The 24,472-nt window shown below is 59.7% G+C and carries 22 protein-coding genes, 1 tRNA gene, 1 other RNA gene and 1 riboswitch; of the genes, 8 read left to right on the forward strand and 16 right to left on the reverse strand.

Annotation, left to right across the window (positions count from 1 at the left end):
* Positions 1-4 precede the first annotated feature (4 nt).
* The 4 genes from THECO_RS16890 (at position 5) to THECO_RS16900 (ending at position 5,329) form a co-directional block, all read left to right on the forward strand.
* Entirely contained in the window at positions 5-2,698 is a 2,694-nt protein-coding gene (locus THECO_RS16890; protein WP_408646083.1) for a DUF2309 domain-containing protein, read from the forward strand.
* Positions 2,699-2,729: 31 nt separating this feature from the next.
* A riboswitch (Fluoride riboswitch) is annotated at positions 2,730-2,789 on the forward strand.
* Positions 2,790-2,908: 119 nt separating this feature from the next.
* Entirely contained in the window at positions 2,909-3,106 is a 198-nt protein-coding gene (locus THECO_RS22760) for a fluoride efflux transporter FluC (protein WP_408646084.1), read from the forward strand.
* A 134-nt stretch (positions 3,107-3,240) separates the two neighbouring features.
* Positions 3,241-3,576 (forward strand): fluoride efflux transporter CrcB, encoded by a 336-nt coding sequence (gene crcB, locus THECO_RS16895; RefSeq protein ID WP_015256241.1) that lies wholly within the window; start codon positions 3,241-3,243, stop codon positions 3,574-3,576.
* Positions 3,577-4,021: 445 nt separating this feature from the next.
* Positions 4,022-5,329, forward strand: coding sequence for an IS1380 family transposase (locus tag THECO_RS16900; RefSeq protein ID WP_015256242.1), 1,308 nt, complete (start codon positions 4,022-4,024; stop codon positions 5,327-5,329).
* Between the two features lie 451 nt (positions 5,330-5,780).
* Here the strand turns inward: THECO_RS16900 and ssrA are convergent.
* The 5 genes from ssrA to THECO_RS16920 form a co-directional block, all read right to left on the reverse strand.
* Positions 5,781-6,145: a transfer-messenger RNA gene (gene ssrA, locus THECO_RS21305) on the reverse strand.
* 171 nt (positions 6,146-6,316) lie between these two features.
* Complete coding sequence (smpB, locus tag THECO_RS16905; RefSeq protein ID WP_015256243.1) at positions 6,317-6,799, reverse strand: SsrA-binding protein SmpB; 483 nt, start codon at positions 6,797-6,799, stop codon at positions 6,317-6,319.
* Between the two features lie 177 nt (positions 6,800-6,976).
* Positions 6,977-9,445 (reverse strand): ribonuclease R, encoded by a 2,469-nt coding sequence (rnr, locus tag THECO_RS16910; protein ID WP_015256244.1) that lies wholly within the window; start codon positions 9,443-9,445, stop codon positions 6,977-6,979.
* A gap of 187 nt (positions 9,446-9,632) precedes the next feature.
* On the reverse strand, positions 9,633-9,866 hold the full coding sequence (gene secG / locus THECO_RS16915; protein ID WP_015256245.1) for a preprotein translocase subunit SecG: 234 nt from the start codon (positions 9,864-9,866) through the stop codon (positions 9,633-9,635).
* A gap of 132 nt (positions 9,867-9,998) precedes the next feature.
* Positions 9,999-10,766 carry a sugar phosphate isomerase/epimerase family protein gene (locus THECO_RS16920; RefSeq protein ID WP_015256246.1) on the reverse strand — a complete coding sequence of 256 codons (768 nt, stop codon included), beginning with the start codon at positions 10,764-10,766 and terminating at the stop codon, positions 9,999-10,001.
* A gap of 248 nt (positions 10,767-11,014) precedes the next feature.
* Here THECO_RS16920 and THECO_RS16925 point away from each other — a divergent pair, with 248 nt between their 5' ends.
* Positions 11,015-11,530, forward strand: a complete 516-nt coding sequence (locus tag THECO_RS16925; RefSeq protein WP_015256247.1) for a DinB family protein — start codon at positions 11,015-11,017, stop codon at positions 11,528-11,530.
* 39 nt (positions 11,531-11,569) lie between these two features.
* Here the strand turns inward: THECO_RS16925 and eno are convergent, their stop codons facing one another.
* The 7 genes from eno to THECO_RS21815 form a co-directional block, all read right to left on the reverse strand.
* Positions 11,570-12,862: a phosphopyruvate hydratase gene (eno, locus tag THECO_RS16930; protein WP_015256248.1), complete on the reverse strand. Its 1,293-nt coding sequence runs from the start codon at positions 12,860-12,862 to the stop codon at positions 11,570-11,572.
* A gap of 224 nt (positions 12,863-13,086) precedes the next feature.
* On the reverse strand, positions 13,087-14,625 hold the full coding sequence (gpmI, locus tag THECO_RS16935; RefSeq protein ID WP_015256249.1) for a 2,3-bisphosphoglycerate-independent phosphoglycerate mutase: 1,539 nt from the start codon (positions 14,623-14,625) through the stop codon (positions 13,087-13,089).
* Between the two features lies 1 nt (position 14,626).
* Positions 14,627-15,376 (reverse strand): triose-phosphate isomerase, encoded by a 750-nt coding sequence (tpiA, locus tag THECO_RS16940; protein WP_015256250.1) that lies wholly within the window; start codon positions 15,374-15,376, stop codon positions 14,627-14,629.
* A 15-nt stretch (positions 15,377-15,391) separates the two neighbouring features.
* The gene (locus THECO_RS16945; RefSeq protein ID WP_015256251.1) at positions 15,392-16,582 is read right to left on the reverse strand and encodes a phosphoglycerate kinase; all 1,191 of its coding nucleotides are present in this window, start codon (positions 16,580-16,582) and stop codon (positions 15,392-15,394) included.
* A 99-nt stretch (positions 16,583-16,681) separates the two neighbouring features.
* Positions 16,682-17,686, reverse strand: a complete 1,005-nt coding sequence (gap, locus tag THECO_RS16950; RefSeq protein WP_015256252.1) for a type I glyceraldehyde-3-phosphate dehydrogenase — start codon at positions 17,684-17,686, stop codon at positions 16,682-16,684.
* Between the two features lie 123 nt (positions 17,687-17,809).
* Positions 17,810-18,859, reverse strand: coding sequence for a sugar-binding transcriptional regulator (locus THECO_RS16955; protein ID WP_015256253.1), 1,050 nt, complete (start codon positions 18,857-18,859; stop codon positions 17,810-17,812).
* 324 nt (positions 18,860-19,183) lie between these two features.
* Positions 19,184-19,348, reverse strand: coding sequence for a hypothetical protein (locus THECO_RS21815; RefSeq protein WP_015256254.1), 165 nt, complete (start codon positions 19,346-19,348; stop codon positions 19,184-19,186).
* A gap of 375 nt (positions 19,349-19,723) precedes the next feature.
* Between THECO_RS21815 and THECO_RS16960 the strand changes: the two genes are divergently transcribed.
* The 3 genes from THECO_RS16960 to sda all read left to right on the forward strand — a co-directional run bounded on the left by THECO_RS16960 (position 19,724) and on the right by sda (position 20,926).
* Positions 19,724-19,798 (forward strand) — tRNA-Arg (locus tag THECO_RS16960).
* Between the two features lie 85 nt (positions 19,799-19,883).
* The gene (clpP, locus tag THECO_RS16965; protein ID WP_269724222.1) at positions 19,884-20,507 is read left to right on the forward strand and encodes an ATP-dependent Clp endopeptidase proteolytic subunit ClpP; all 624 of its coding nucleotides are present in this window, start codon (positions 19,884-19,886) and stop codon (positions 20,505-20,507) included.
* 209 nt (positions 20,508-20,716) lie between these two features.
* Positions 20,717-20,926: a sporulation histidine kinase inhibitor Sda gene (sda, locus tag THECO_RS21310; RefSeq protein ID WP_015256256.1), complete on the forward strand. Its 210-nt coding sequence runs from the start codon at positions 20,717-20,719 to the stop codon at positions 20,924-20,926.
* A gap of 138 nt (positions 20,927-21,064) precedes the next feature.
* Here sda and THECO_RS16970 read toward each other — a convergent pair whose 3' ends face one another.
* The 4 genes from THECO_RS16970 to rapZ all read right to left on the reverse strand — a co-directional run bounded on the left by THECO_RS16970 (position 21,065) and on the right by rapZ (position 24,308).
* Entirely contained in the window at positions 21,065-21,334 is a 270-nt protein-coding gene (locus THECO_RS16970) for an HPr family phosphocarrier protein (protein WP_015256257.1), read from the reverse strand.
* 140 nt (positions 21,335-21,474) lie between these two features.
* Positions 21,475-22,410 carry a DNA-binding protein WhiA gene (gene whiA, locus THECO_RS16975; protein WP_015256258.1) on the reverse strand — a complete coding sequence of 312 codons (936 nt, stop codon included), beginning with the start codon at positions 22,408-22,410 and terminating at the stop codon, positions 21,475-21,477.
* Positions 22,411-22,415: 5 nt separating this feature from the next.
* Positions 22,416-23,408: a gluconeogenesis factor YvcK family protein gene (locus THECO_RS16980; RefSeq protein WP_015256259.1), complete on the reverse strand. Its 993-nt coding sequence runs from the start codon at positions 23,406-23,408 to the stop codon at positions 22,416-22,418.
* A gap of 12 nt (positions 23,409-23,420) precedes the next feature.
* Positions 23,421-24,308 carry an RNase adapter RapZ gene (rapZ, locus tag THECO_RS16985; protein ID WP_015256260.1) on the reverse strand — a complete coding sequence of 296 codons (888 nt, stop codon included), beginning with the start codon at positions 24,306-24,308 and terminating at the stop codon, positions 23,421-23,423.
* Positions 24,309-24,472 lie beyond the last annotated feature (164 nt).

Below are 24,472 nucleotides of genomic sequence, written 5' to 3' on the forward strand. Positions count from 1 at the left end.
TCATGTGGAAAACCGTGTGGAAAATAATGAAAAAAAATGCGATCGGGATTTTTCCGGCAACCTGCCGGTGGATGAGATGGTGGGAAGGGCGAGCCGGGTCATCGCTCCGCTGTGGCCGCTTCGCACGTTTGTCGCTGTCCATCCCTGGGCGGGACTGGAGCATCTGACGTTTGAGGAAGTGGCGGAACGATTTCGGGATTCCCGGGGTTTGGACCTGTTTCCCCCGATGGCGATGTTTCATGAAGCGCTGCGAAAAGGGGAGTTAAGTCCACGTAAGCTCGAGGAACGTTTCGGGAAGTGGCTGAATGAGGAGGCGCATTCCATTCCCCGCAAAGAAGCGGAACGGCTGTGCTGCGGACTGCTGTGGCACGAAAACGTTCCCCGCGAGGTCATGAATTCGTTAGAGATGAAACGTCTGGCCGTCCGGATGAAACACGCCAAAACGCTGCCGGATCGCCTTCCCGTCCGTTGTGTCCGAACCAAAAGCGCGATATTGGAAGCGCAAGGAGAACCCCGCTTTGCGCGGGCGCTGGACCGCCATATGATCAAATGGTGCAAGCTGTTTCTGGACGAAGGGCAAGCCGCGTGGGGGATGCCGTTTCGGGAATCGGGATTCTACTGCACCTGGCGGAAACTGGCGTGCCACGATCCGTCCCTGAGCCGGGCGGAGCGCGGGCGGATCAAACAAACGCCGGCAAACGCGGAAGACGCGTTGAAGCAGGCGCTGTTTAACCTGAATGTTCCGCGGCCGGACATGGAGCGTTATCTGGAAGAACACCTGATCGCGCTGCCGGGCTGGGCGGGGATGTTGCTGTGGCGCTCGCAAAAATCCGGACAGGAATACCGCTTGCTGACGGAATATTTGGCGATTCGTCTGTCGACGGAATGGGCGCTGGTCGCCCCCCGTCTTCCCCTTCAGGAGACCGGTGATGCCGACCATGACGCGGAACTCTTACCCTGGATTGGTGCATGGTTGCATTGGGGAGGATGGACGTGCGAACAATGGTTCGGGATGTCGCCTGAAGAGCGGTTTATCCGGCTGGATTTCGCCCGCCGTTTCGCCTGGATGGTTCGTCCCAGACTGTGGCTGGAAGCCTGGGAGGATACACAAGAGGAGAAGTTGCGGGAAACGATATCGGCAACGCAAACAAACGGCCACGCCCGACGGGCGGCCGCGCAGCTGCTCTTCTGCATCGACGTCCGTTCCGAACCTTTCCGCCGGCATCTCGAACGGGAAGGGCCGTTTGAAACATTCGGCTGTGCGGGATTTTTCGGCCTTCCCATCCGGACGCGCCTGCCGGACGGGCACGTCCATGCGGCCTGTCCGGCCATTGTCGAACCCCGCCATGAGGTACGGGAACAGCTTCCATCCGCCGGCAGCCAAACGTATCTTTGGGCGGAATCCGCGAAACTTTCCGTCGCCCGCGTATTTAAAAAGATGAAACAGGGGCTTGTCACCAGCCTGTTGTTGCCGGAAATGAGCGGACCGTGGCTGGGATTGTACATGCTTATGCGGAATGCGGCTCCTGAACGCGTCATCGGTTCCATCCATCGTTGGCGGAAACGGTCTGCCGGTAAAATGAAGACGCATCTGACCCTGGATCTCGAGAGTACTTGCGGGGACTCCGGTTTGCCGACAGGATTTTCCCTGGAAGAGAAAGTGAACTATGTGGGCAGCTTGTTGAGAAGCATCGGCCTGACGTCCGCATTTTCGCCTCTTGTGGTCGTTTGCGGCCACAAAAGCGAGACGGCGAACAACCCTTACGCATCGGCTCTGGATTGCGGCGCTTGCGGCGGAGCCGCCGGAGGGTTGAACGCCCGGGTATTCGCGGAACTCTGCAACCGGGAAGAGGTGCGGAGGGCTCTGGCCGGGCAAGGCATCGTCATCCCGGAAGAGACGGTTTTTATCGCCGCGGAACATAGCACCACTGTCCATGAGTTGCGCTGGCTGCATGTGCCGGAACTTTCCCCGGCGGCCCGGGACGCTTTTGCCCTGCTTCAGGACAGGCTCCGGGCGGTAACCCGCAAGGTCAATCTGGAGCAACTGGCCAAATTGCCGGGTGCTGGCGCCGCTGGACGCGATCCGGTTGCCGAGGCGCACCGGCGTGCGGCAGACTGGAGTGAAGTTCGTCCGGAATGGGGGCTGGCGGGGAATTACGCGTTTGTCATCGGCAGGCGACACTTGACCGAATCGTGCAATCTGGAAGGAAGGGTATTTTTGCACAGTTACGACTGGCGGGAAGACCCGGACGGAACTTTGCTGATGAATATTGCGGCCGGTCCGGTGACCGTCGCCCAGTGGATTAACCTGCAATATTACGCTTCGACGGTCGCCCCCCATATCTACGGGAGCGGCAACAAGGCCACCCAGACCGTCACGGCGGGGATCGGTGTGATGCAGGGCAACGGAAGCGATTTGCTTGCGGGGTTGCCGTGGCAGTCGGTCATGGCAAGCGACAGGGAATGGTTTCATTCCCCGCTTCGCTTGCTCGTGGTCATCGAAGCCCCGCGGCCGTATATGGTGAAGCTGCTCGAAGGGAATCCCGAATTCCGCAGAAAAGTGAGCAACGGATGGTTGCGCCTTGTGTCCGTCGACCCGGTGAGCGGAATTTGGGAAAGATGGACGCCACGAAGCCTTGGCCCGGCACTGACGTTGGACGACGAGGCAGCAGGTTGTGCAGGTTGTGCGTGTGATTGACAGGGGACTTCGGCTGGTTTAGAATACAGGTGATGAAATAGGCGATGGAGTTCGCCATAACTGCCGAAAGGCTGATGACTCCTACCCGTGTTGCGATGGGGGGAGTCTATTCTTTTTTATGCTGAAATATCAGGGTGAGGGTATGAAAGGATTGGCTCTGGCTGTCGGCGCTTTTCTGGGTGCCCTGTTTCGATTTACGCTGGGGAATGGATCCCTGTATTGTCGGATAGATTCCCTTTGGGAACGATGATCATTAACTTGACCGGTTGCTTGTTTCTCGGGTGGTTTTTTACCATTACGTTATTTCGTTGGAAATGGCCGTTGGAAATTCGTCTTGGCATCGGAATGGGATTGACGGGCTCATTTACCACTTTTCGACTTTTTCATTGGAAACTGCTCAAATGTTAGAAAATCATCATTTTATTGCGGCTTTCGTTTATGTAGTGTCAAGCGTTTTGGGAGGTATCGTATTGGTTGGGGTTGGACAATCGATAGCCGAATTCCAAATCAGAGGGTCAAGAAGCAAGGGGGCATAATACTTGATGGTGCTTTTCACAGGTCTCGGTGGAATTGCAGGGGTGATTGTCCGGTTTTATATGGGAAAGCGAATTGTGGCCCGCGGTACCAAATGGTATCCCTTGGGAACAGGCTTCATCAATATTTCAGGCTCGCTTTTGCTGGGGATATTATTTTCTCTGTACACCCAGGGCTTGGTTGCGCCATGGCTTTGGTTATTGCTGGGACCCGGATTTTGCGGTGCGTACACAACCTTTTCCACGTTCGGATATGAAATTGTCCAATTGATCGACCAAAAACGGCTTGGAGACGCAGTCGTGTACATGTTGTTTTCGGTAATATTTGGTGTAATGTTCGCGTGATTGGGAATGAAAATCATGGCCTACATGACAAATTAGGCGGAATACGAGGCTATCTTGGCGGTTTTCGGAATGACATTATCTAGCTTTTTTAGGAGATGCGAAGCAAGTGCCCGTCGTTGGCTTACCGCTTTCAAATGGAAAAAGACGGCTTTCCGTCATCCGTGCGGAAAGCCGCGCTTTTCCTCCAAAGACGAATGAGTAAGCTGTTTTCGTCAAAAGTTCAGGTGGCAAGGATTTGATTCCGTCCCATCCCCTCCCGTTAGGCAAGGTATTCCACAGATAGCTAAAACACCACACAATGATGCTTTTCAAGGGCAACCCAATTTACTGATGAACCTGAATTTCGAAAGTAAAACTCTTTTAAAAACATAAAAAGGGCTCCTGTTCTTTGGTAGAATGGTGTTTGACGAAAAAAACTCCAACCAAAGAAAGGAGCACCTTTAAGGTGAAGTCTACCACACCCGTCAGCAAAATCAAGACAGAATTTTCCCTGCGACATGCGACTAGTTTCGGAGGCGCCAAAATCTTTCTGGAATACCTCGAGAAAATCAAGCTCGCCAAGGCGCTGCAGGGGCTATCGTTTGCGAAGGCAAACAACTCGTTGTTTCCCCTCTACCGCATCCTGCTGTATCTCATTGTCGGCTGGGTGCTCGGCTGCCAGCGGCTCTTTCATTTTCGCAAGTTGCAATATGATCCGCTCATCCGCCGTTTTCTCGGCGGACGGTGTCCCCATCACTCCCTGCTCTACAAGGAACTGGTGCGGCTTGGCAGGTTCTGTCCCAACCTGCAGCTGGATTTGCGCAAAGTCAACCAGGAAGTCATTCGGCCTTGTCTGCCCTCCGAACTGATCCTGGATCTGGATTCTACGGTGGAAACGGTATACGGCGATCAGGCCGGCGCGGCCAAAGGCCCCAATCCGCATAAACCGGGTCGGAAGAGCTACCATCCCCTTCTGGTGTTCGAAGGCCAAACCCGCCTGTGCCTGAACGCCATGCTCCGAGCCGGCAACACACACGCCTCTACGGATGCCACTTCCTTCCTGGAGCAGACGCTTGAACTTCTGAGCGGGCGGACGGTGAAGTATGCCCGATTCGACAAGGGATTCGGCGGCGAGGAGTTCTACAGCCTGTGGGAGCGTAAACGAATCGGTTACGCAGGCAAGCTGAAGTGGACCGGTCGTCTGGCGAAGGAAGTGAAGACCTGCCGATACTGGAAACGCTATGTCGAGGACGAGGAGTGGGTCATCGAGGGAATCACGCTCCTGTACAAGGCCACCTCCTGGAAGAAACCCCGCCGTGTGGCGGTCATCCGCAAGGCGCAAGTGGCCGATGACGGCCAAGGGCGGCTGATTTTCGATACGGACTGGCAATATGAGGCGATCGTCACCAACCTGGAGTGGGAACCGATCGATGTGTGGCGCTTCTACAATCAGCGCTGCTGCGTGGAAAATGACATCAAGGAAGCCAAGGACGGGTTTTCCATCGACCGGATTGCGACGGGGGATTTTGAGGCCAACGAGCTGGATTTGCTGATCAAAATGCTGGCTTACAACCTCTATGAGCGGTTCAAGCGGGACTATTGCGAACCCGTTCATTGGGGCTATACGATCGCCAGGTTTCGGCTGGAGTTCTTCCATTGGGCGGCGACGATCGTTCGGCACAGCCGGAAGCTCATCCTGAAACTGGCTCACGACTTTCCATACCGCCATGCGTGGAAGCGAATCGAAGCGCGGCTGGCGACCATGTCAGGTTAGAGATTCCCACAATTTTACATGGAAAACCAAAAGCCCCTTGCGGTGGGGGAGGGGGGAGGAATACCTTTCAACGCTGACGGGGAGTTGTCTGGCTGGGAACTTCCCTGTTATTTACAGGGTGTTATGCGCTAACATCTCGTGATTTTACCGAAACAATGGGCTTTCGAAATTTAGGATCATTTCTTATGGAACAAAGCAGGTGACATTTATTTTATGATGCATTTTGTCTGAGAACACACCGCCAACTGATAATGCATTTTGTGGATTTTATGGATTAGCAGTATTAACAATCTTTTTGCATGCATGGCGGCTCCGCAATGAACACCATCAGAAATTTTTCGTATTCAACCTCAGAAGCGTCAAAAATCCAATAACTACGCAGGCCTTCTAACCGCCACAAATACCGAAAACGCAAAAAAGACACCTAACGCGGTGTCTTTTCTGATGGTATTGGTGGAGGCGAGGGGATTCGAACCCCTGTCCGAAGATAACGCCACACAGGCTTCTACGGGTGTAGTCACGGTATTGTTGTCACCCGAGCGACCGCCCCGTAACCGGCTTTCGCAAGGGTCAGCCTGATTGTCTTCTTCCGCTAGCCCCAGGCGGAGACCAGACGGCGTAGCCCACTAAGGTTGAGCCCTTATCCCGCCACATGGGCGATGGAGGGTAAGAGCACGCGAGCAGTTTTTTAGGCTGCTACAGCGTAGGAAGTACGTTGGTTGCCATTTAATTGGCCTTAGCGTTGATGAAGCGGACGCGTCCCCGCTACCCGCAACCCATGCTCGAACTATCCCCGTCGAATCCAAAAACGCCCCCAAAATCAAAATCGGAAGGCACGATCCGACCGGTTCGGCTGAACACGGATCGTTCGTTCCTGATTCCATTATACCGCACGCGCGCCCCGAAGGTTGCAAGGAACGGCTGGGAACCGGACTGCCGAATTCCCGAATTGCCAGGATCACCGCACCCACGGCCGCCCGCACGGCCTCACCGCGCAATCTTCTGCTTCTCCCGCAGCGCCCGCTGGATATCCCGCTGGGCGTCGCGCTTCGCCGCGGCCTCGCGCTTGTCGTACTGCTTCTTGCCCTTCGCCAGGCCGATCAACAGCTTCGCAAAGCCGTTGCGCGTGTAAATCTTCAGCGGCACCAGCGTGTACCCTTCCTGCTTCACGAGCCCGAACAGCTTGTGGATCTGCGCCTTGTGCAGCAGCAGCTTCCGCGCCCGGGTCGGGTCGCTCGGGTTGAACCGGTTGCCCTGCTCGAACGGGCTGACATGCATGTTGTGGACGAACATCTCGCCGTTTCGGATCGTCGCGAACGCATCGTTGATGTTGACCTTTCCCTGCCGGATCGACTTGATCTCCGTGCCGGTCAGCACGATGCCCGCCTCGTACGTCTCCTCGATGAAATAGTCGTGCGACGCCTTCTTGTTCTGCGCCAGCGGCTTCTCATCGTGTTTCGACTTCGCCATGTTCCCCCACCTCCCGCATGCCGCGCCACTCGATCAGACGACTATTATAGCAAGATCCGCTCCGCAGTTCAAGCCGATCCCCCTTTCAAAAAAAATCACCCGCCGCACCCCGGCTTTCCCGCCAAAATGCGACGCCCCGACCGCCCCCGGCGGCCGGGGCTCACAAACCGCAAACCCCTACCGTTTCCGCTTCCGCGTCGTACCCGCGGAAGCTTTCTTCTTGCGGCCCTTGCCGCCCGGGCCGCCGTTCCCCGAGGCGGCGCGCTTCGCCGCGCGCTGCCTGCGCGCCCCGCCGGCGCCCGCTTCGCCCGCGGCGCCGCCGACGCTGCCGGTCACCGGCAGCCCCCACATGTCCACGCGGACCACGGCCGGTTCCGCGTCTCCGCCGCGCCCGCCTTTGCGGCCGCGCCCCCCGCGGCCGCCTTCCTCGCCGCGGCGTCTGCCGCGCTCCGCCTTGCGGCCGCCCTCGCTCCGGCGCGGCGCCGCCGCTCGCGGCTTCATGTCGACCATCGCGAAGTCGATCTGATGCTCCTCCATGTTGACGCGCTCGACGCGGACGCGCACCTCGTCGCCGATCCGGTAAATCTTCGACGTCCGCTCGCCGATCAGCGCCATATGCTCCTCATGGAAATGATAATAGTCATCGGTCAGATCGCTGATTCGGATCAGACCTTCGACCGTATTCTCAAGCTCCACGAACATGCCGAAGCTCGTCACACTGCTGATGATGCCGTCGAATTCCTCGCCGATCTTGTCCAACATGAACTCGCATTTCTTGAGCTGCTCCGTGTCCCGCTCCGCCTCGACCGCGACGCGCTCGCGCTCGGACGACTGCCGGGCGATGTCCGGCAGCTTCGCCGCCAGCTCGTCGATCCGCTTCGCGGAGAGCGTCCCGCCGCTCGTCAGCACCTCGCGGATGATCCGGTGAATGACGAGGTCCGGATAGCGCCGGATCGGCGACGTGAAGTGCGTATAGAACTCTGCCGCCAGCCCGAAGTGCCCGAGGCTGTCCGCCTCGTACCGCGCCTGCTTCATCGAGCGCAGCATCATCGTCGCGATGACCGTCTCTTCCTTCGTGCCGCGGATCGCTTCGAGCAGATCCTGCAGCGCGCGCGGATGCACCTTGTTCCCTTTGCCCTTCACGATATAGCCGAAATTCGCCACGAACCGGACGAAGTTCAGCAGCTTCTCCGCGTCCGGATCTTCGTGGATCCGGTACAGGAACGGCACCTTCAGCCAATAGAAATGCTCCGCCACCGTCTCGTTCGCCGCCAGCATGAACTCCTCGATGATCATCTCGGCGATCGAGCGCTCGCGCTTCACGATATCGACCGGCTTGCCGTTCTCGTCGACGATGATCTTCGACTCCTGGAAGTCGAAGTCGATGGCGCCGCGCTTCATCCGCTTGTCGCGCAGCTTCAGCGCCAGCTCCTCCATCAGCTTGAACATGTCGATGAGGCCCGCGTACCGTTCTTTCAGCTCGGGATCGTCGTCGACCAATATTTTGCGCACATTCGTGTACGTCATCCGCTCCGTCGTCCGAATGACGCTCGGGAAAATATCATGCCGCACCACCCGCAGCGTCTCTTCATCGAACTCCATCTCGCACGACAGCGTCAGCCGGTCGACCTGCGGGTTGAGCGAACAGATTCCGTTCGACAGCCGGTGCGGCAGCATCGGAATGACCCGGTCGACGAGATAGACGCTGGTGCCGCGGCGGTAGGCCTCCTGGTCGAGCGCCGAATTTTCCTTCACATAATACCCGACATCCGCGATATGGACCCCGAGCAGATAATTGCCGTTCGGCAGCCGCTCGACGCACACCGCGTCGTCCAGGTCCTTCGCGTCCTCGCCGTCGATCGTGACGATCGTCTTTGGTCTCAGATCGCGCCGTCCCTGGGCGGCGATCTCCTCCTCGGAGATCCGGTCCGGCACCGCCTCGGCCTCGGCCATCACCTCGTCCGGGAAGCTTTCCGGCAGCTGGTGCTTGCGGATGATCGACAGAATATCGACGCCGGGATCGTCCTTGTGGCCGAGAATCTCGATGATCTCGCCCGTCGCCGCCGAGCGTCCTTCGGGATACGTCACGATGCGGGCGACGACCTTCTGCCCCGTCACCGCGCCGTTGAACCCTTCCTGCGGGATGAACAGGTCGCGGTTGATCCTTTTGTCATCCGGGATGACGAAGCCGAACGATTCGTGATGCTCGAACGTGCCGACGATCTGCGTGATCGCCCGCTGCACGACGCGCACGACTTCGCCTTCCAGGCGGCCGCCCGCGCTGCTCCCCGCGCTGCTCTTCGACGTCACGCGCGCCAGCACGATGTCGCCGTTCATCGCGCTTTTCAGATCGTTCGCGTGAATGTAGACGTCCGGATGATCCGGCTCGTCCGGGATCAGGAACGCGAACCCTTTCGGATGCGCCTGCACCCGCCCGCGCAGCAGATTCATCCGCTCCGGCACGCCGTAGCGGTTGTTGCTGGTCCGGTAGATTTTCCCTTCTTCTTCCAGTTCGTTCAGCAGCTTGAGGAACGTCTTGAATTCCTCCGCGCCCTCCAGCCCGAACGATTGCTCCAATTCCTGTACGGTCATCGGCTTGTACGCCAGTTCCCGCATGAAATCAAGCAGCTGTTCTTCCGTTACCAATTGCGGTTCACCTCATGTCTGGCCGGACCTCTATGAATCCGCCGTGCAGACTGTGATAGATTCCCATATCGCATATAGTATATACGAAAATCCATCCGCGCATCCGTCCGGCCGACACCGTAAGCCCCGGCTTTCATTCCTGTGTTTAAACAAAAAAAACGGGCAGTTTGCCCGTTTCCCTCGTCGCTTATTCCACGAAATATGCAACCGCCAGCGCCAGCAGGAAGAAACCGACCGCAAGGCCGACCGTGACGCGTTGCAGGAACAGATCCAGACCGCGCGCCTTCTGCTTGCCGAACAGATGCTCCGCGCCGCCCGTGATCGCCCCGGACAGCCCGGCGCTTTTCCCCTTCTGGAGCAGGACGACACCGATCAATCCGAGCGAGAAAATGATGAGCAAAATTTTGAAGAAGACTTCCACGCTTCCACCTCCCGAACAGAGGGTACGTAAACACAGTATTCGTATTATACCATATCTCCCGGTTTGTTACAAGCATCGACACAAAAGAAAACAGGCCCGGCAGCTTCCCGCCGCGGGCCCGCACAAATCCCATCACAGCACGCCGTGCTTCTTGAAAAACTCGAGGCTGATCGCCGCGCTCTCGAACGGCGACGACTTGAACTGCTCCTGCTCGACGATGATCGTGTTCACGCCGGCCGCCAGCGCCGCCGGCAGCACCTGGTCGTACCCGACGCTGCCGTAGCCGATCTCCGTGTCCTCCCGGCCCTGCACGAAGTCCTTGAAATGCGCGATCGGCACGCGTCCCTTGTAGCGCTCCAGGTAATCCGCCGGCTTGTACCCGCCGACGTGCACCCAGCCGAGGTCGAACTCGGCGATGAGGCGGTCCGCCGGAATGCGCTCAAGCAGGTGGTCCATGATCGTCTTGCCGCCGACTTGCTTGAATTCGAAATCGTGGTTATGGTAGCCGTATTTCAGGCCGGCCGCCGTCACGAGCTGCGACGCCTTGTCGATCTTCTCGATGAACGATTCGAGATCCGCTTCCGTCGGCGTCTCCGGGAACGGCGCCCACGGCGTGATCACATATTCGAGGCCGAGTTCGAGCGCGTACTCGATCTGCTGCTTGAGATCCGATTCGAGCTTGTCCGGCTCCTGGAAATTGAGCGGGATATGCGCGGACGGCGCCTTCAGCCCGTTGTCGTCGAGCACCTTGCGCACTTCCTTCGCCGAATGGCCGAAGAAGCCCGCGAATTCGACCGCCTGATAGCCGATTTCGGCAACCTTCTTCAGCGTGCCGAGCAGATCGTCCTTCGTCACGTCGCGGAACGTATACAGTTGAATGCCGATTACCGGTTTCGTCATGCCTGCCACCACCATTGACTAAGAATTGTTGCGAAGCCGCGCCTCCTGCCGGCCGATGCCGCCGCGCCGCTTCAAGCGCTTTCGCCACCTATTATACCCCCTGGGCGGGCGGCGCGTATGTCCGTTTTTGGGGAAAACCTTTTGCGATTTTGGCGCATTCGGCGGACTTCGGACGGAACTTGTGCTTGACGGCGGAATCCTTTTCCTTCATATTCAAGCCAAAAAGGAATCGAAAGGAGGCACGCATCATGTTCGAACGACCGACCGCAGACGACTGCCCGCCCGCGCCGTGGAAATATGTTCAGCTCGTGCCGGAAGGCGATCTGCTGGAGATCTACGAGCGCCAGCGCGAAGAGACGAAGGCGCTCCTGTCCGGCCTGACGGACGAGCAGGCGGACTTCCGCTATGCCGAAGGCAAATGGTCGATCCGCCAGGTCGTCGGCCATTTCACGGACAACGAGCGCGTCTGGATGTACCGGCTGCTGCGCATCGCGCGGAACGACCCGCAGGAGCTGCCGGGGTACGATGAGCAGATATTTGCCCAATACGCGCCGCATGAGCGGATGCCGCTGGACGCCGTCATCGCGGAATATGATGCCGTCCGCGCGGCGTCGCTGACGCTGCTCCGCCATCTGCCGGCGGAAGCGTGGCACCGCGCCGGCTCGTTCGCCGGCGGCCGGCTGACCGCCCTCGCCGCCGCCTGCGTCAGCATCGGCCATGAGATTCATCACATGAACATTATCAAAGAACGATACCTCAAATAATTAAAACCCCCGGTGCAATGCACGCGGGGGTCTTGCTTTTTACTTGAAGTTCTTCAGGTTGTAGAACGCCGACTTGCCGGCATAGATCGCGGTGGCGCCGAGCTGATCCTCGATGCGGAGCAGCTGGTTGTACTTCGCGACGCGGTCCGTGCGGGACGGTGCGCCCGTCTTGATCTGACCGGCGTTCGTCGCAACCGCGATGTCCGCGATCGTACTGTCTTCGCTCTCGCCGGAACGGTGCGAGATGACCGCCGTGTAGCTTGCGCGCTTCGCCATCTCGATCGCGTCGAACGTCTCGGTGAGCGAGCCGATCTGGTTCACCTTGACGAGGATCGAGTTGCCTACGCCCTTCTCGATGCCTTGCGACAGGCGGGCGGTGTTCGTCACGAACAGGTCGTCGCCGACGAGCTGCACGCGCCCGCCGAGACGATCCGTCAGCAGCTTCCAGCCGTCCCAGTCGTCCTCGGAGCAGCCGTCCTCGATCGTGATGATCGGGTATTTGCTCACCCAGGACTCGAGCAGGTCGACGAATTCCGCGGACGTGAACGACTTGCCTTCGCCTTCGAGGTGATACTTGCCGTCCTTGAAGAACTCGGTGGATGCGATGTCCATGCCGAGGTACACGTCAACGCCCGGCTTGTAGCCTGCGCGCTCGATCGCGGCGATGATCGTCTCCAGCGCCTCTTCGTTCGAGCCGAGGTTCGGCGCGAAGCCGCCTTCGTCGCCGACAGCCGTGTTCAGGCCTTTCTCCTTCAGCACGGCCTTCAGGTTGTGGAACACTTCGGCGCCGATGCGCAGCGCTTCGCGGAAGCTGGACGCGCCGACCGGCAGCACCATGAACTCCTGCACGTCGACGTTGTTGTCGGCATGCGCGCCGCCGTTCAGGATGTTCATCATCGGCACCGGCAGCGTCTTCGCGTTGAAACCGCCGAGGTACGTGTACAGCGGCACGTTCAGCGCGTCGGCAGCGGCGCGGGCGACGGCCATCGACACGGCGAGAATCGCGTTCGCGCCGAGCTTGCCCTTGTTCGGCGTGCCGTCGAGCTCGATCATCTTCCGGTCGATCGCCACTTGATCGAGCGCGTCGAGGCCGATGATCTCCGGCGCGATGATCGTGTTCACGTTCTCGACCGCTTTCAGGACGCCTTTGCCCAGGTAACGGCTCTTGTCGCCGTCGCGCAGCTCGACTGCTTCATAAGCGCCGGTCGACGCGCCGGACGGCACGATCGCGCGGCCTTTGCCGCCCGATTCGAGGGCGATTTCCACTTCAACGGTCGGATTCCCGCGGGAATCGAGCACTTCGCGTGCATAGACATCGGTAATTATCGTCATGGAACTGCAGCACTCCTTCTGGCTTGAAAATAAACTTCCGAACTTCCACTTCCAACGTCCCGTGCGGCCGCCGCACAGGCTCGTCCCTGACATGCGGCGGGCCGTCCGGGCAGCCGTCCGGCTCCCCGAACGGCCGCAGCTGTCAGCACCCTGTTTAGCCGCATCTTTCCCTATTCGACATCCGGCCAACCCTTCCTGCCGTTTTCAGGCGGTGCAGGCGGTCTTTATTTGCGGATCAGCGACTTGCCGGTCATCTCCGCGGGCTGCGGCAGCTCCAGCAGTTCGAGCATCGTCGGCGCGATGTCGGCCAGAATGCCGTCGTCGCGCAGCTCAAGGCCCTGCTTCGTCACGATGAACGGCACCGGATTCGTCGTATGCGCCGTATGCGGACGGCCGTTCTCGTCGATCACGATGTCCGCGTTGCCGTGGTCGGCCGTGATGATGCAGACGCCGCCTTGCGCGAGCACCGCTTCGACGACGCGGCCGAGGCATTCGTCCGTCGCCTCGACGGCCTTGATCGTCGGTTCGAGCATGCCCGAATGGCCGACCATGTCCGGGTTCGCGAAGTTCAGGATGATCGCGTCATGGACGCCCGATTCGATCTCGGCGACCGCCGCGTCGGCCACTTCGTAGGCGCTCATTTCCGGCTTCAGGTCGTACGTGGCAACCTTCGGCGACGGGATGAGCACCCGTTTCTCGCCCGGCAGCTCGATATCGCGTCCGCCGCTGAAGAAGAACGTCACGTGCGGATACTTCTCGGTCTCGGCGATGCGCAGCTGCTTCTTCCCGTGCTGGACGAGCACTTCGCCGAGCGTGTTGTCGAGGCTCTTCGGCGCGTAGGCGACATAGCCGCCCACCGTCTCGCTGAACAGCGTCATGCAGACGAAATGGAGGTTCCTCGGGAACTTCTCGCCCCGGTCGAAGCCGCGGAAATCGTCGTTCGTGAACACCTGCGAGAGCTGGATGGCCCGGTCCGGACGGAAGTTGAAGAAAATGACCGCATCTTCCGATTCCACCAGCCCGACCGGCTCCCCGGCGTCATCGACGATGACCGTCGGCACGACGAACTCGTCCAGAACGGACTGCTCGTACGAATCGACGAGCGCCTGGATCGGATCGCGGTACTTCGGACCTTCGCCGTACACCATCGCGCGGTACGACTTCTCCACGCGGTCCCACCGCTTGTCGCGGTCCATCGCGTAGTAGCGGCCCTGCACCGTCGCGATCTTGCCGACGCCGAGCTCCGCGATCTTCGCCTGCAGCGCCTCGATATAGCGCTTCGCGCTGTCCGGCGCCACGTCCCGGCCGTCCAGGAACGCGTGGACGTACACTTCGGCGAGGCCTTCGCGCTTCGCCAGCTCGAGCAGCGCGAACAGGTGGTCGATGTGGCTGTGCACGCCGCCGTCGGACAAGAGGCCGTACAGATGCAGCTTCTTGCCCTTCTCCTTCGCGTGGCGGACGGCGCCGAGCAGCGTCTCGTTCCGAAAGAACTCGCCTTCGCGGATCGACTTCGAGATCCGCGTCAGATCCTGATAGACGATCCGGCCGGCGCCGATGTTCAGATGGCCGACCTCGGAGTTGCCCATCTGCCCGTCAGGCAGGCCGACCGCTTCGCCGAAGGCGGTCAGCGTCGTATGCGGATACGCCGCCCAGTACTTGTCGAAGTTCGGCTTCTTCGCCTGCGCGACCGCGTTGCCTTTCGTCTCTTCGCGGAGCGCGAAGCCGTCCAGAATGATCAGGGCGACAGGTTTCGGCGCCGCCATGTCAGACCGCCCCCTCGATCAGCTTGATGTAGGAGGCCGGTTCGAGGCTTGCGCCGCCGACCAGCGCGCCGTCGATGTTCGGCCGGCTCAGGAACTCCCGGATGTTGTCGGGCTTCACGCTGCCGCCGTATTGGATGCGGACACGATCCGCCGCTTCGCCGAACAGGCCGCGCACGACGCCGCGGATGTAGGCGATGACGTCTTCCGCGTCGTCCGCCGTCGACGACTTGCCGGTGCCGATCGCCCAGATCGGCTCGTAGGCGATGACCGCCTGCGCCGCCTGCTCCGCGGTGAGGCCTTTGAGCGCGGCTTCCGTCTGCGTCTTGCAGACGTCCTTCGTCTTGCCCGCCTCGCGCTCTTCCAGCTTCTCGCCGACGCAGATGATCGGCGTCAGGCCGTGCTTGAACGCGGCGTGCACTTTCTTGTTCACGATCTCGTCCGTCTCCGCGAAGTACGCCCGGCGTTCGGAGTGGCCGAGGATGACGTATTTCACGCCGAGCTCTTTCAGCATCGGTCCGCTGATTTCGCCCGTGAACGCGCCGCTGTCTTCAAAGTGCATGTTCTGCGCGCCGATCGCGATCGTCGTGCCGGCGGCCGCCTTGACGAGCGCGGGCAGGTTCGTGAACGGCGCGCAGATGACGCTCTCCACGCCCGGCCGTTCCGCCTTGCCCTTCACTTCCGCGAAGAACGCTTCGGCCTCGGAGACTGTTTTGAACATTTTCCAGTTGCCTGCGATGATCGGTGTCCGCATGTTCCAGCCTCCCTCTTACTTGTCGTTCAACGCTTCGACGCCCGGCAGTTTCTTGCCTTCCATGAATTCGAGCGACGCGCCGCCGCCGGTCGAGATGTGGTCCATCTTGTCCTTGAGGCCAAACTTCTCGACCGCTGCCGCGGAGTCGCCGCCGCCGATGACCGTATAGGCGCTCGTGGCCGCGCACGCTTCGGCGATCGCCCGCGTGCCGTGCGAGAACGGCTCGATCTCGAACACGCCCATCGGTCCGTTCCAGACGACCAGCTTCGAGTTCTTGATGATGTCCGCGTAGATCTCGCGCGTCTTCGGCCCGATGTCGATGCCTTCATGATCGGCCGGGATGCCTTCGTTCATGATGTCGACGACCTTCGTCTTCGCGTTGGCACTGAATTCATCGGTGATGACGATGTCGACCGGCAGGCGGAAGTTCTTGCCGAGCTCCTTCGCCTTCTGCATGAAGCCGAGCACCGCGTCCAGCTTGCTCTCGTCAAGCAGCGATTTGCCGATCTCGACGCCCTGCGCCTTGAAGAACGTGTACGACAGGCCGCCGCCGATGATGATGTTGTCCGCGATCTCGATCATTTTGTTGATGACGTCGATCTTGTCCTTCACCTTCGAGCCGCCGATGATGGCCGTGAACGGACGGTCCGGGTTGTTCAGCGCTTTGCCGAGCACCTCGAGTTCCTTCTCCATCAGCAGGCCGGACACGGCGGGCAGATGGTGCGCGATGCCTTCCGTGGACGCATGGGCGCGGTGCGCGGCGCCGAACGCGTCGTTCACGTACAGGTCGGCCAGCTCGGCGAGCGCCTTCGCCAGCTCCGGATCGTTCTTCTCTTCGCCCGGATGGAAGCGGACGTTCTCCAGCAGCAGGATGTCGCCGTCCTTCATCCCGGCGATTTGCGCTTTCACCGATTCGCCGATCAGTTCGTCGGCCTTCGCGACCGGCTTGCCGCCGAGCAGTTCGGACAGCCGCTTCGCCTGCAGGTTGAGGCGCAGTTCTTCGACGACTTGTCCCTTCGGACGGCCCATGTGGCTGGCCAGAATCACTTTCGCGCCGCGCTCGACCAGATACTTGATCGTCGGCAGCGTCTCCACGATCCGGGTATCGTCCGTGATTGCTCCGTTCTCGACCGGCACGTTGAAGTCGACGCGCACGAATACGCGTTTGCCGGCGACGTCTACATCTCTGACGCTCTTTTTGCTCATGAAGGCTCCTCCTCGTAATTGCCCCGCGGGGCGTCTCCTATACGCGCGCCAAGAGGAGACAGCGGCTGCTGCTCCTCTTGAACCGACGGATTCCGTATATTACAGCCCTTTGCTGGCGATGTAGGCAGCCAGGTCTACGACGCGGTTCGAGTAACCCCATTCGTTGTCGTACCAGGAGACGACTTTGACCATGTTGCCTTCGACGACCATCGTGGACAGGGCGTCGATGATCGAGGAATGCGGGTTGCCTTTGTAGTCCGACGAAACGAGCGGCTCTTCGGAGTATGCGAGAATGCCTTTCAGCGGACCTTCGGCAGCTTCCTTCAGCGCCGCGTTCACTTCTTCGACCGTGACATTGACCTTCAGTTCGGCCACGAGGTCCGTAACGGAGACGTTCGGCGTCGGCACGCGCATCGCCATGCCGTTCAGCTTGCCTTTCAGCTCCGGCAGCACGAGCGCGACGGCTTTCGCGGCGCCCGTCGTGGACGGGATGATGTTCTCCGCAGCGGCGCGCGCACGGCGCAGGTCCTTGTGCGGCAGGTCAAGCACTTGCTGGTCGTTCGTGTAGGAGTGAACCGTCGTCATCATGCCTTTGACGATGCCGAACTTCTCGTTCAGCACTTTCGCGAACGGCGCGAGACAGTTCGTCGTGCAGGATGCGTTGGAGATGATCGTGTGCGCCTTCGGATCGTATTTGTCCTCGTTGACGCCCATGACGATCGTGATGTCTTCGTTCGTCGCCGGCGCGGAGATGATGACTTTCTTCGCGCCGCCTTTCAGGTGAGCTTCGGCTTTTTCCTTCGCGGTGAAGATGCCCGTCGATTCCACGACGATTTCAACGCCGTACTGAGCCCACGGCAGCGCGCCGGGATCGCGCTCGGAGAAGACCTTGATCTCCTTGCCGTTGACGACGATTGCGCCTTCCTTCGCTTCGACGGTTGCGTTCAGCGTGCCGTGCGTCGTGTCGTACTTCAGCAGATGCGCCAGCGTCTTCGTGTCCGTCAGGTCGTTGATCGCGACGACTTCCACGTTCGGGTTGTTCAGCGCCGCGCGGAACACGTTGCGTCCGATGCGGCCGAAACCGTTGATGCCTACTTTCACCATGGTTACATCCTCCTTGTAATCATGCTTATATCGCAAGACGCTGCGCTCGCCCGCGGGGGCGGCGCCCTGCGTCAGGATAACCTTGCAACCTTGTGTGCCTTGTCGGGGAGATTCAGAAGCCAATCAGCCGTCCGCCTGCTGTCGTTCCTGCCGGATGATCGCTTCCAGCCGCCGGGCCGCGCCCTCATCCGTCACGAGCACGTCGTCCTGGCCGTACCGCAGCACCGCGGCGATCGCTTCGCCTTTGCTGCTGCCGCCCGCCACGGCGATGACATGCTCGGCCTTCTCGAGGTCATCGAGTCTGAGGCCGACGGTCGACATGCGGTGGATGACGGTTCCGCTCTTGTCGAAATAGTAGCCGAGCGCTTCCGCCAGCGCGCCTTCCGCGCGCATCGCATCCATCGTCCGCGTATCCATCTTGCGCCGGCGCGCCATGACCATAGCGTCTCCGATCCCGTGTACCACAATGCGGGATTTGCGGATGACTTCTACCATTTCCCGCACGTTCGGCTCAAGCATGAGCGATTGATACGCGTCCTCGCTGAGATGGTCCGGCACGTGCAGCAGCCGGTACGCGGCGCCGGTGCGCTTCGCCAGCGTCGAGGCGATCGTGTTCGCCTGGTAGTCCATGCTCTCGCCGAAGCCGCCCCGGGCCGGCACGAACAGCACGCCTTTCAGCGGCTGATCCACCGTGATCGTCTCGGCAAGCGCCGCCAGCGTCGTGCCGCCGGTCACGGCGACCACGTCGCCGCCCTGAAGCGACCGGATCAGCACCCGCCCGGCCGCCCGGCCGAGCTCCCGCTTCGTCTCCCGCGCCTCATCCGCATCACCCGGCACGACAATGACTTCCCGGAGCCGGAAATGATCGCGGATCAGCCGTTCGAGCTCCGACAGGCCGGACAGTTCGCTCATGAACGGCGCCAGCGACTCCACCAGCCGCCGGCCGGCGTCGGTGATGCGCATGCCCGCAGCGTTCGCCTCGAGCAGACCCTGCGCTTTCAGGAAATCGGCTTCCGCCCGGAGCGTTCGCTCCGTCATGGACAAGGCAGCCGCCAGTGCGCGGCGGCCGATGGATTCCGACTTCATCACCTGACTCAGAATGACATAGCGCTTCGCCATGACTTCAAGCAGATCCGGAACAAGGCGCTGCTGCAACTCAATCCACTCGCGCATCGCGCACCTCACTCCATCCAATTGGACGTATTCTGTCCCGGATGAACATTCTAAGTCCCGCTTTCATTGTAACCAACTTTTTCACGATGCGCAAGGGCGATCGAAATCTACGGCCGACGGTTTTGCCAACGACCATTATTAACGGCACGGGGTGCCGTTAATCCGAGCCTACACCTGGCCCGGCAGCCGAATAACGGCATCTCGTGCCGTTATTCGCCGCTTTACGCCCACTTGCCGGGCCAGCGACCGCATTATAACGGCACCTTGTGCCGTTAATCCGGGCACGCGCCCGGTCCGGCAGCCGATTAACGGCATTTCGTGCCGTTAACACGCCCCGAACTCCTGCTTCTGCACATCCACCAGTCCGCTAACGGAACCACACTTGCTGTCGACATGGCTCCAGAACGGATGCGGCGGCAGCTTGGTGTACACTTGCACATCGGCAAAGGAAAGTTGGTCGAACGTTTTGTACCGAACCGAAAAAGTCATATGCGTCGCCTCCTGTAAACACCTTGCTACCATTATACCACGAAAACGGGTGTAATCGTGAGAACGGAAAAGAAAACATCGTATTTTCCAAAGTATTTCGCAAAAATTGATTATCTGTCGCACGATCGTTGTGCACAGTTAATCGACAGCTTCCCACATTCCGTTAGCGCCGCCTCTGACCAACAACCGCCTCTAACGGAACCACATTCCGTTAGACCGCCCCGACACCACAGCAGCCGCACCACCCTCGACTGCACGCCGCGATCCCGCCGTCCGCCGCATTTCCATCCGTTGCCCGCAACTTTTTTTCGCCGCACACTTGCTTTTTCATCCCGTGTATCCTATAATGATTTTCGCTGTTATCGTTGACCACATGCGCCCGTGGTCCAATGGATATGACGCAGGCCTCCGGAGCCTGAGATCTAGGTTCGATTCCTGGCGGGCGCGCCATACAACGCAGCAAGCGGCTTTCACCAATCGGGCAGAGCCGCTTTTTTGCACCGCTTGTTTGACCTTTTTTGACTTTTGTCGATCGATCGAGTATCATAATGGGCAGAAGGAGGATTCCGACATGGACATGAATTTCGTTCCGATGGTGATCGAGCAGAGCAGCCGCGGCGAGCGCGCCTACGACATTTACTCCCGCCTGCTCAAGGACCGCATCATCTTTCTCGGCACCCCGATCAACGATGTCGTCGCCAACTCGGTGATCGCCCAAATGCTGTTCCTGGCCGCCGACGATCCGGAGAAAGACATCCATCTGTACATCAACAGCCCGGGCGGTTCCATCACGTCCGGCATGGCAATCTACGACACGATGCAGTACATCAAGCCGGACGTCTCGACGATCTGCGTCGGCATGGCGGCTTCGATGGGCGCGTTCCTGCTGGCGGCGGGCGCTCCGGGCAAGCGTTATGCCCTGCCGAACAGCGAAGTGATGATTCACCAGCCGCTCGGCGGAGCAGAAGGACAAGCAAGCGACATCGAAATTCGTGCCCGCCGGATTCTGAAGATGCGCGACAAGCTGAACAAGATTCTCTCCGAACGGACCGGCCAGCCGCTGGAGCGGATCGAGAAAGACACGGACCGCGACTACTTCATGAGCGCAGAGGAAGCGAAAAATTACGGTCTTGTTGACAAAGTCATCGAGCGTATATAATTCGCGCATTGCATGAATTACAAAAACATCCGCCTTTCGGGCGGATGTTTTTGTTTTAATATCACAATTCCTTACATTTGTCAACCACAATTTACATGTGTGAATGGCAAACCACTCCCAGCGAAAACCGTGTTATGATAAAGACACAGCAAGTTCCAATTTCCTACAAATGAAGGCGAGTTCTGAGAAATTTGGATGGAGTGATCAACGTGGCAGCCACGCGATCGACGCACACCACTCTGCCTGACGGCGAATATCCCATAGTGCACGACAAGATGATCTTGCTTCGGCCGCTCACGGACGAGCATCTGCTCGAAGTGTACCACGAAGCTGTCGCGATGGGATTGTCTGCCGAATTTATTCAATTGATCGAAGAAGCGATTCGTTCGCGCAATCTGGACCCGAAAACCTCTCTCTGATCTGGCTGCCGATTCGGCAGTTTTTGTCTTTATGGCCCGGCCGGCGGCTGCGCCGTCCGGCTTGCTTCTTTCGACCCCGATCCCAAGGCAAAGGGACGGATCCGCCGGGATCCGCCCCTTTTGTCCTTTCAAGCCCCGTTACTGGTTTTCCAGCTCTTCCTTGCTGACCAGTTGGACTAAAGCGTTTACAGCCTGTTCTGCGTCGGAACCGTCCGCACTGATGGTAACCTCCGTGCCCGAACTGATCGCGAGGCTCATGATGCCCATGATGGACTTCGCGTTTACTTTTTTGTCGTCCTTCTCCACGAAGATTTCAGCTGAGAATTTGTTCGCTTCCTGTACGAAAAGCGCAGCCGGCCGTGCGTGAAGGCCCGTCTTCAGACGAACGACCACCGGTTGCTTGATCATGCACTTTTTCCCCCTGTCCAGAAATTATCGGCCCGATGCTCGGCTCGCTCCTCACAAGCGCACCTTCCCGTGCCTGCGGAGGCCCATAGATCATGCAAGTATTATAACATTATTGGGCGCGGCAGACTAGGTTTGCGCCGTCAGAGCGTGCCGTTCCGGATTTTTTCGGCCAATTCGTCGATTTTCCGCAGCCGGTGATTGACCCCCGACTTGCTGACATTGCCCTTCAGCAGGTCGCCCACTTCCTTCAGGTTGATGTCCGGATGGGCAAGCCGCACTTCCGCCACTTCGCGCAGCTTCTCGGGCAGATTTTCGAGGCCGATCACCTTCTGCAGCAGCTTGATGTTTTCGATCTGGCGGACCGCCGCGCCGATCGTCTTGTTCAGATTGGCCGTCTCGCAGTTGACGATCCGGTTCACCGAATTGCGCATGTCGCGCATGATTCGCACGTCCTCAAACTTGAAGAGCGCCTGGTGCGCGCCGATGATGCCCAGGAGCTCGATGATCTTCTCCCCTTCTTTGATGTAGAAAATAAAACCCTTCTTCCGTTCGATGCAGCGCGCGTTGAGCCGATATTTGTTCGCCAGTTCCACCAGCGCCCGGCAATGCTCCTCGTACTGTGTCGCGATCTCCAGGTGATAGGACGAACCTTCCGGGTCGTTGACGGATCCCCCGGCCAGAAACGCGCCGCGCAGGTAGGAGCGCTTGCAGCACGCCTTGCGCACGATGTTCTTGTCGATTCCCTGGCGGAACACGAACCCTTCCGACACGATGGCGAGCTTGGACAGAATGTCCTCCACCATCGTCGGAACGCGGACGATGTATACGTTGTTCTTCTTCAGCCGCATTTTCTTCCGCACCAGCAGCTCGGCCTGAATACCGAACCGGCGCTTGAGCAGGGTGAAAATGCGCCGCGCGATCGCCGCGTTCTCCGTCGAGACATCCAGCACAACCTTCCGATTCGACACCTGCACCGTACCGTTCATCCGGATGAGAGCCGAGAGCTCCGCCAGTTCGCAGCAAGGCGCAGATTCGATCATCGTCAGTTCTTTCTTGGTCTGGGCCGCGAAAGACATCCGCATCACCTCTTCCCGGATATCCAATCTTGAACCAGCCGCTCGATGTGATGGCTGAGCCTCGCGGCGTCGTGCCGCAGATAGGTCTGAACCTTGATCAGCCGATCCGCGATGACGCGGATGCCCCGCCGCCGCAGCTCCTCTTCGTCGCAGACGACGACCGAGGCGCCTTCCTCCGCATACTTGGACAGCACATCCGGCGGAATCTCGCCGTTGTTCACGATGACGCCGTGGAACAATGGCGCGCCGACATGCGCCTCAATGGCGTCGAGATGGTCGCTCACCGTGTAACCGTCCGTCTCGCCCGGCTGGGTCATGACGTTGCAAATGAACAATTTCATGGCATCGGAAGCGACGATGGCTTCCGCAAGTCCCTTCACGAGCAGATTCGGCATGATGCTCGTATACAGGCTTCCCGGGCCGATCAGGATGCAATCCGCCTCGCGGATCGCCTCCACCGCCTCCGGCAGCGGCTCGACCCCGGGCGGTTCAATCATGACGCGGCGGATTCTGCCGCGGGCTTTCGGAATCTGCGATTCGCCGACGACGATGCTGCCGTCTTCCATGACCGCCTTCAGCACGGTGCCCTGCGCGGCGGCGGGCAGCACCCGGCCGCGCACGGCGAGCACCTGGCTCAGCTCGCGCACGCCTGTGACGAAATCGCCGGCGATGTCGGTCATCGCCGCCAACATCAGGTTGCCCAAGCTGTGGCCGGCCAATCCGCTGCCGGCGGGGAAACGGTAGCGGAGCAGCCGCGAGAGCAGCGGCTCCACATTCGCGAGCGCCATCAGCACGTTGCGGATATCGCCCGGCGGCGGAATCTGCAGCTCCTGGCGCAGGACGCCGGAACTGCCTCCGTCATCGGCAACCGTGACGATGGCCGTCAGATCGAGCGGCTTCTCCTTCAAGCCGCGCAGCATGACGGACAGCCCGGTGCCGCCGCCGATGACGACGACTTTCGGCAATGGGGGCGACACGGACGGCGTGCGGGACTTCATGTCTTCACCCCGTCAGTGCCGGTCGCGCTCGGCGTCCCGGTGGCCGACACGCACCGTCTCCGTCTCGCTGTTGCCCAGCGTGCGGGCGAGGTACTCGGCGATTGCGACGGATCGATGCTTGCCCCCGGTGCAGCCGATGCCGACGACGAGCTGGCTTTTGCCTTCTTTCTTGTACATCGGAATCAGATATTGCAGCATGTCGACCAGTTTCGACAGAAACATCTGCGTCTCCGGCCATTTCATGACATATTCGTACACTTCCGGATCCTTCCCGGTGTTCGGCCGCAGATGCTCGACATAATGCGGATTCGGAAGGAACCGGCAGTCGAAGATCAGATCCGCGTCAATTGGAATGCCGTATTTATAGCCGAACGACGTCAGATTCACGACGAACGTTTCCCGGTTCGCTTCGGAGAACCGATCGGCGATGAGCGCCTTCAGCTGCGACGGCTTCAGGCTGCTCGTATCGATCACATGGGTCGCGATCCCTTTCAGGTCCTCCAGCAGCCGGCGCTCCAGCCGGATGCCTTCAAGCGGCACGCCGCCGTCGGCAAGCGGATGCCGGCGCCGGCTCTCCTTGTACCGCTGGACGAGCACGCTGTCCGTCGCGTCGAGGAACAGAATCTCGATGCCGATCGTGAAATGTTCCTGCGTGTAGGCCAGCGACTCGGACAGCGCGGTGAAGAACTCCCGGCCGCGCAGATCGATGACGAGCGCCACCTTGCCGATCTTGCCGCTGGACGACTCGATCAGCTCGGCGAACTTCGGGATGAGCACGGGCGGCAGGTTGTCGACGCAGAAGAAGCCCAGATCCTCGAAGCTCTGGACCGCAATCGTCTTGCCCGCGCCCGACATGCCCGTAATGATGACCAGTTTTGGGACTGCCGTTCCGCCGGTCATGGCGGCATCCCCTCCCCCGAATCAAGTAAAAACGGCCCGCGCCATCCTTCTTCCGGCAAGGCGCATCCGAATCAGCGTCGAAACTTCCAAATGTCTATCTTATAGCGTATGAACCGCCCGGCCGCCCCATCACCGCAGCGAATGGCGGCCGGGAATAACGAACA

The organism is Thermobacillus composti KWC4 (assembly GCF_000227705.2).
GTDB classification, from domain to species: domain Bacteria; phylum Bacillota; class Bacilli; order Paenibacillales; family Paenibacillaceae; genus Thermobacillus; species Thermobacillus xylanilyticus.

Excerpts from the sequence above, each read along its gene's own strand:
- crcB (WP_015256241.1), top strand. The coding sequence starts at position 3,241 with ATGGTGCTTTTCACAGGTCTCGGTGGAATTGCAGGGGTGATTGTCCGG.
- smpB (WP_015256243.1), bottom strand. The coding sequence starts at position 6,799 with ATGGCGAAGTCGAAACACGATGAGAAGCCGCTGGCGCAGAACAAGAAG.
- THECO_RS16920 (WP_015256246.1), bottom strand. The coding sequence starts at position 10,766 with ATGACGAAACCGGTAATCGGCATTCAACTGTATACGTTCCGCGACGTG.
- THECO_RS16925 (WP_015256247.1), top strand. The coding sequence starts at position 11,015 with ATGTTCGAACGACCGACCGCAGACGACTGCCCGCCCGCGCCGTGGAAA.
- eno (WP_015256248.1), bottom strand. The coding sequence starts at position 12,862 with ATGACGATAATTACCGATGTCTATGCACGCGAAGTGCTCGATTCCCGC.
- gpmI (WP_015256249.1), bottom strand. The coding sequence starts at position 14,625 with ATGGCGGCGCCGAAACCTGTCGCCCTGATCATTCTGGACGGCTTCGCG.
- tpiA (WP_015256250.1), bottom strand. The coding sequence starts at position 15,376 with ATGCGGACACCGATCATCGCAGGCAACTGGAAAATGTTCAAAACAGTC.
- THECO_RS16945 (WP_015256251.1), bottom strand. The coding sequence starts at position 16,582 with ATGAGCAAAAAGAGCGTCAGAGATGTAGACGTCGCCGGCAAACGCGTA.
- gap (WP_015256252.1), bottom strand. The coding sequence starts at position 17,686 with ATGGTGAAAGTAGGCATCAACGGTTTCGGCCGCATCGGACGCAACGTG.
- THECO_RS16955 (WP_015256253.1), bottom strand. The coding sequence starts at position 18,859 with ATGCGCGAGTGGATTGAGTTGCAGCAGCGCCTTGTTCCGGATCTGCTT.
- THECO_RS21815 (WP_015256254.1), bottom strand. The coding sequence starts at position 19,348 with ATGACTTTTTCGGTTCGGTACAAAACGTTCGACCAACTTTCCTTTGCC.
- THECO_RS16970 (WP_015256257.1), bottom strand. The coding sequence starts at position 21,334 with ATGATCAAGCAACCGGTGGTCGTTCGTCTGAAGACGGGCCTTCACGCA.
- whiA (WP_015256258.1), bottom strand. The coding sequence starts at position 22,410 with ATGTCTTTCGCGGCCCAGACCAAGAAAGAACTGACGATGATCGAATCT.
- THECO_RS16980 (WP_015256259.1), bottom strand. The coding sequence starts at position 23,408 with ATGAAGTCCCGCACGCCGTCCGTGTCGCCCCCATTGCCGAAAGTCGTC.
- rapZ (WP_015256260.1), bottom strand. The coding sequence starts at position 24,308 with ATGACCGGCGGAACGGCAGTCCCAAAACTGGTCATCATTACGGGCATG.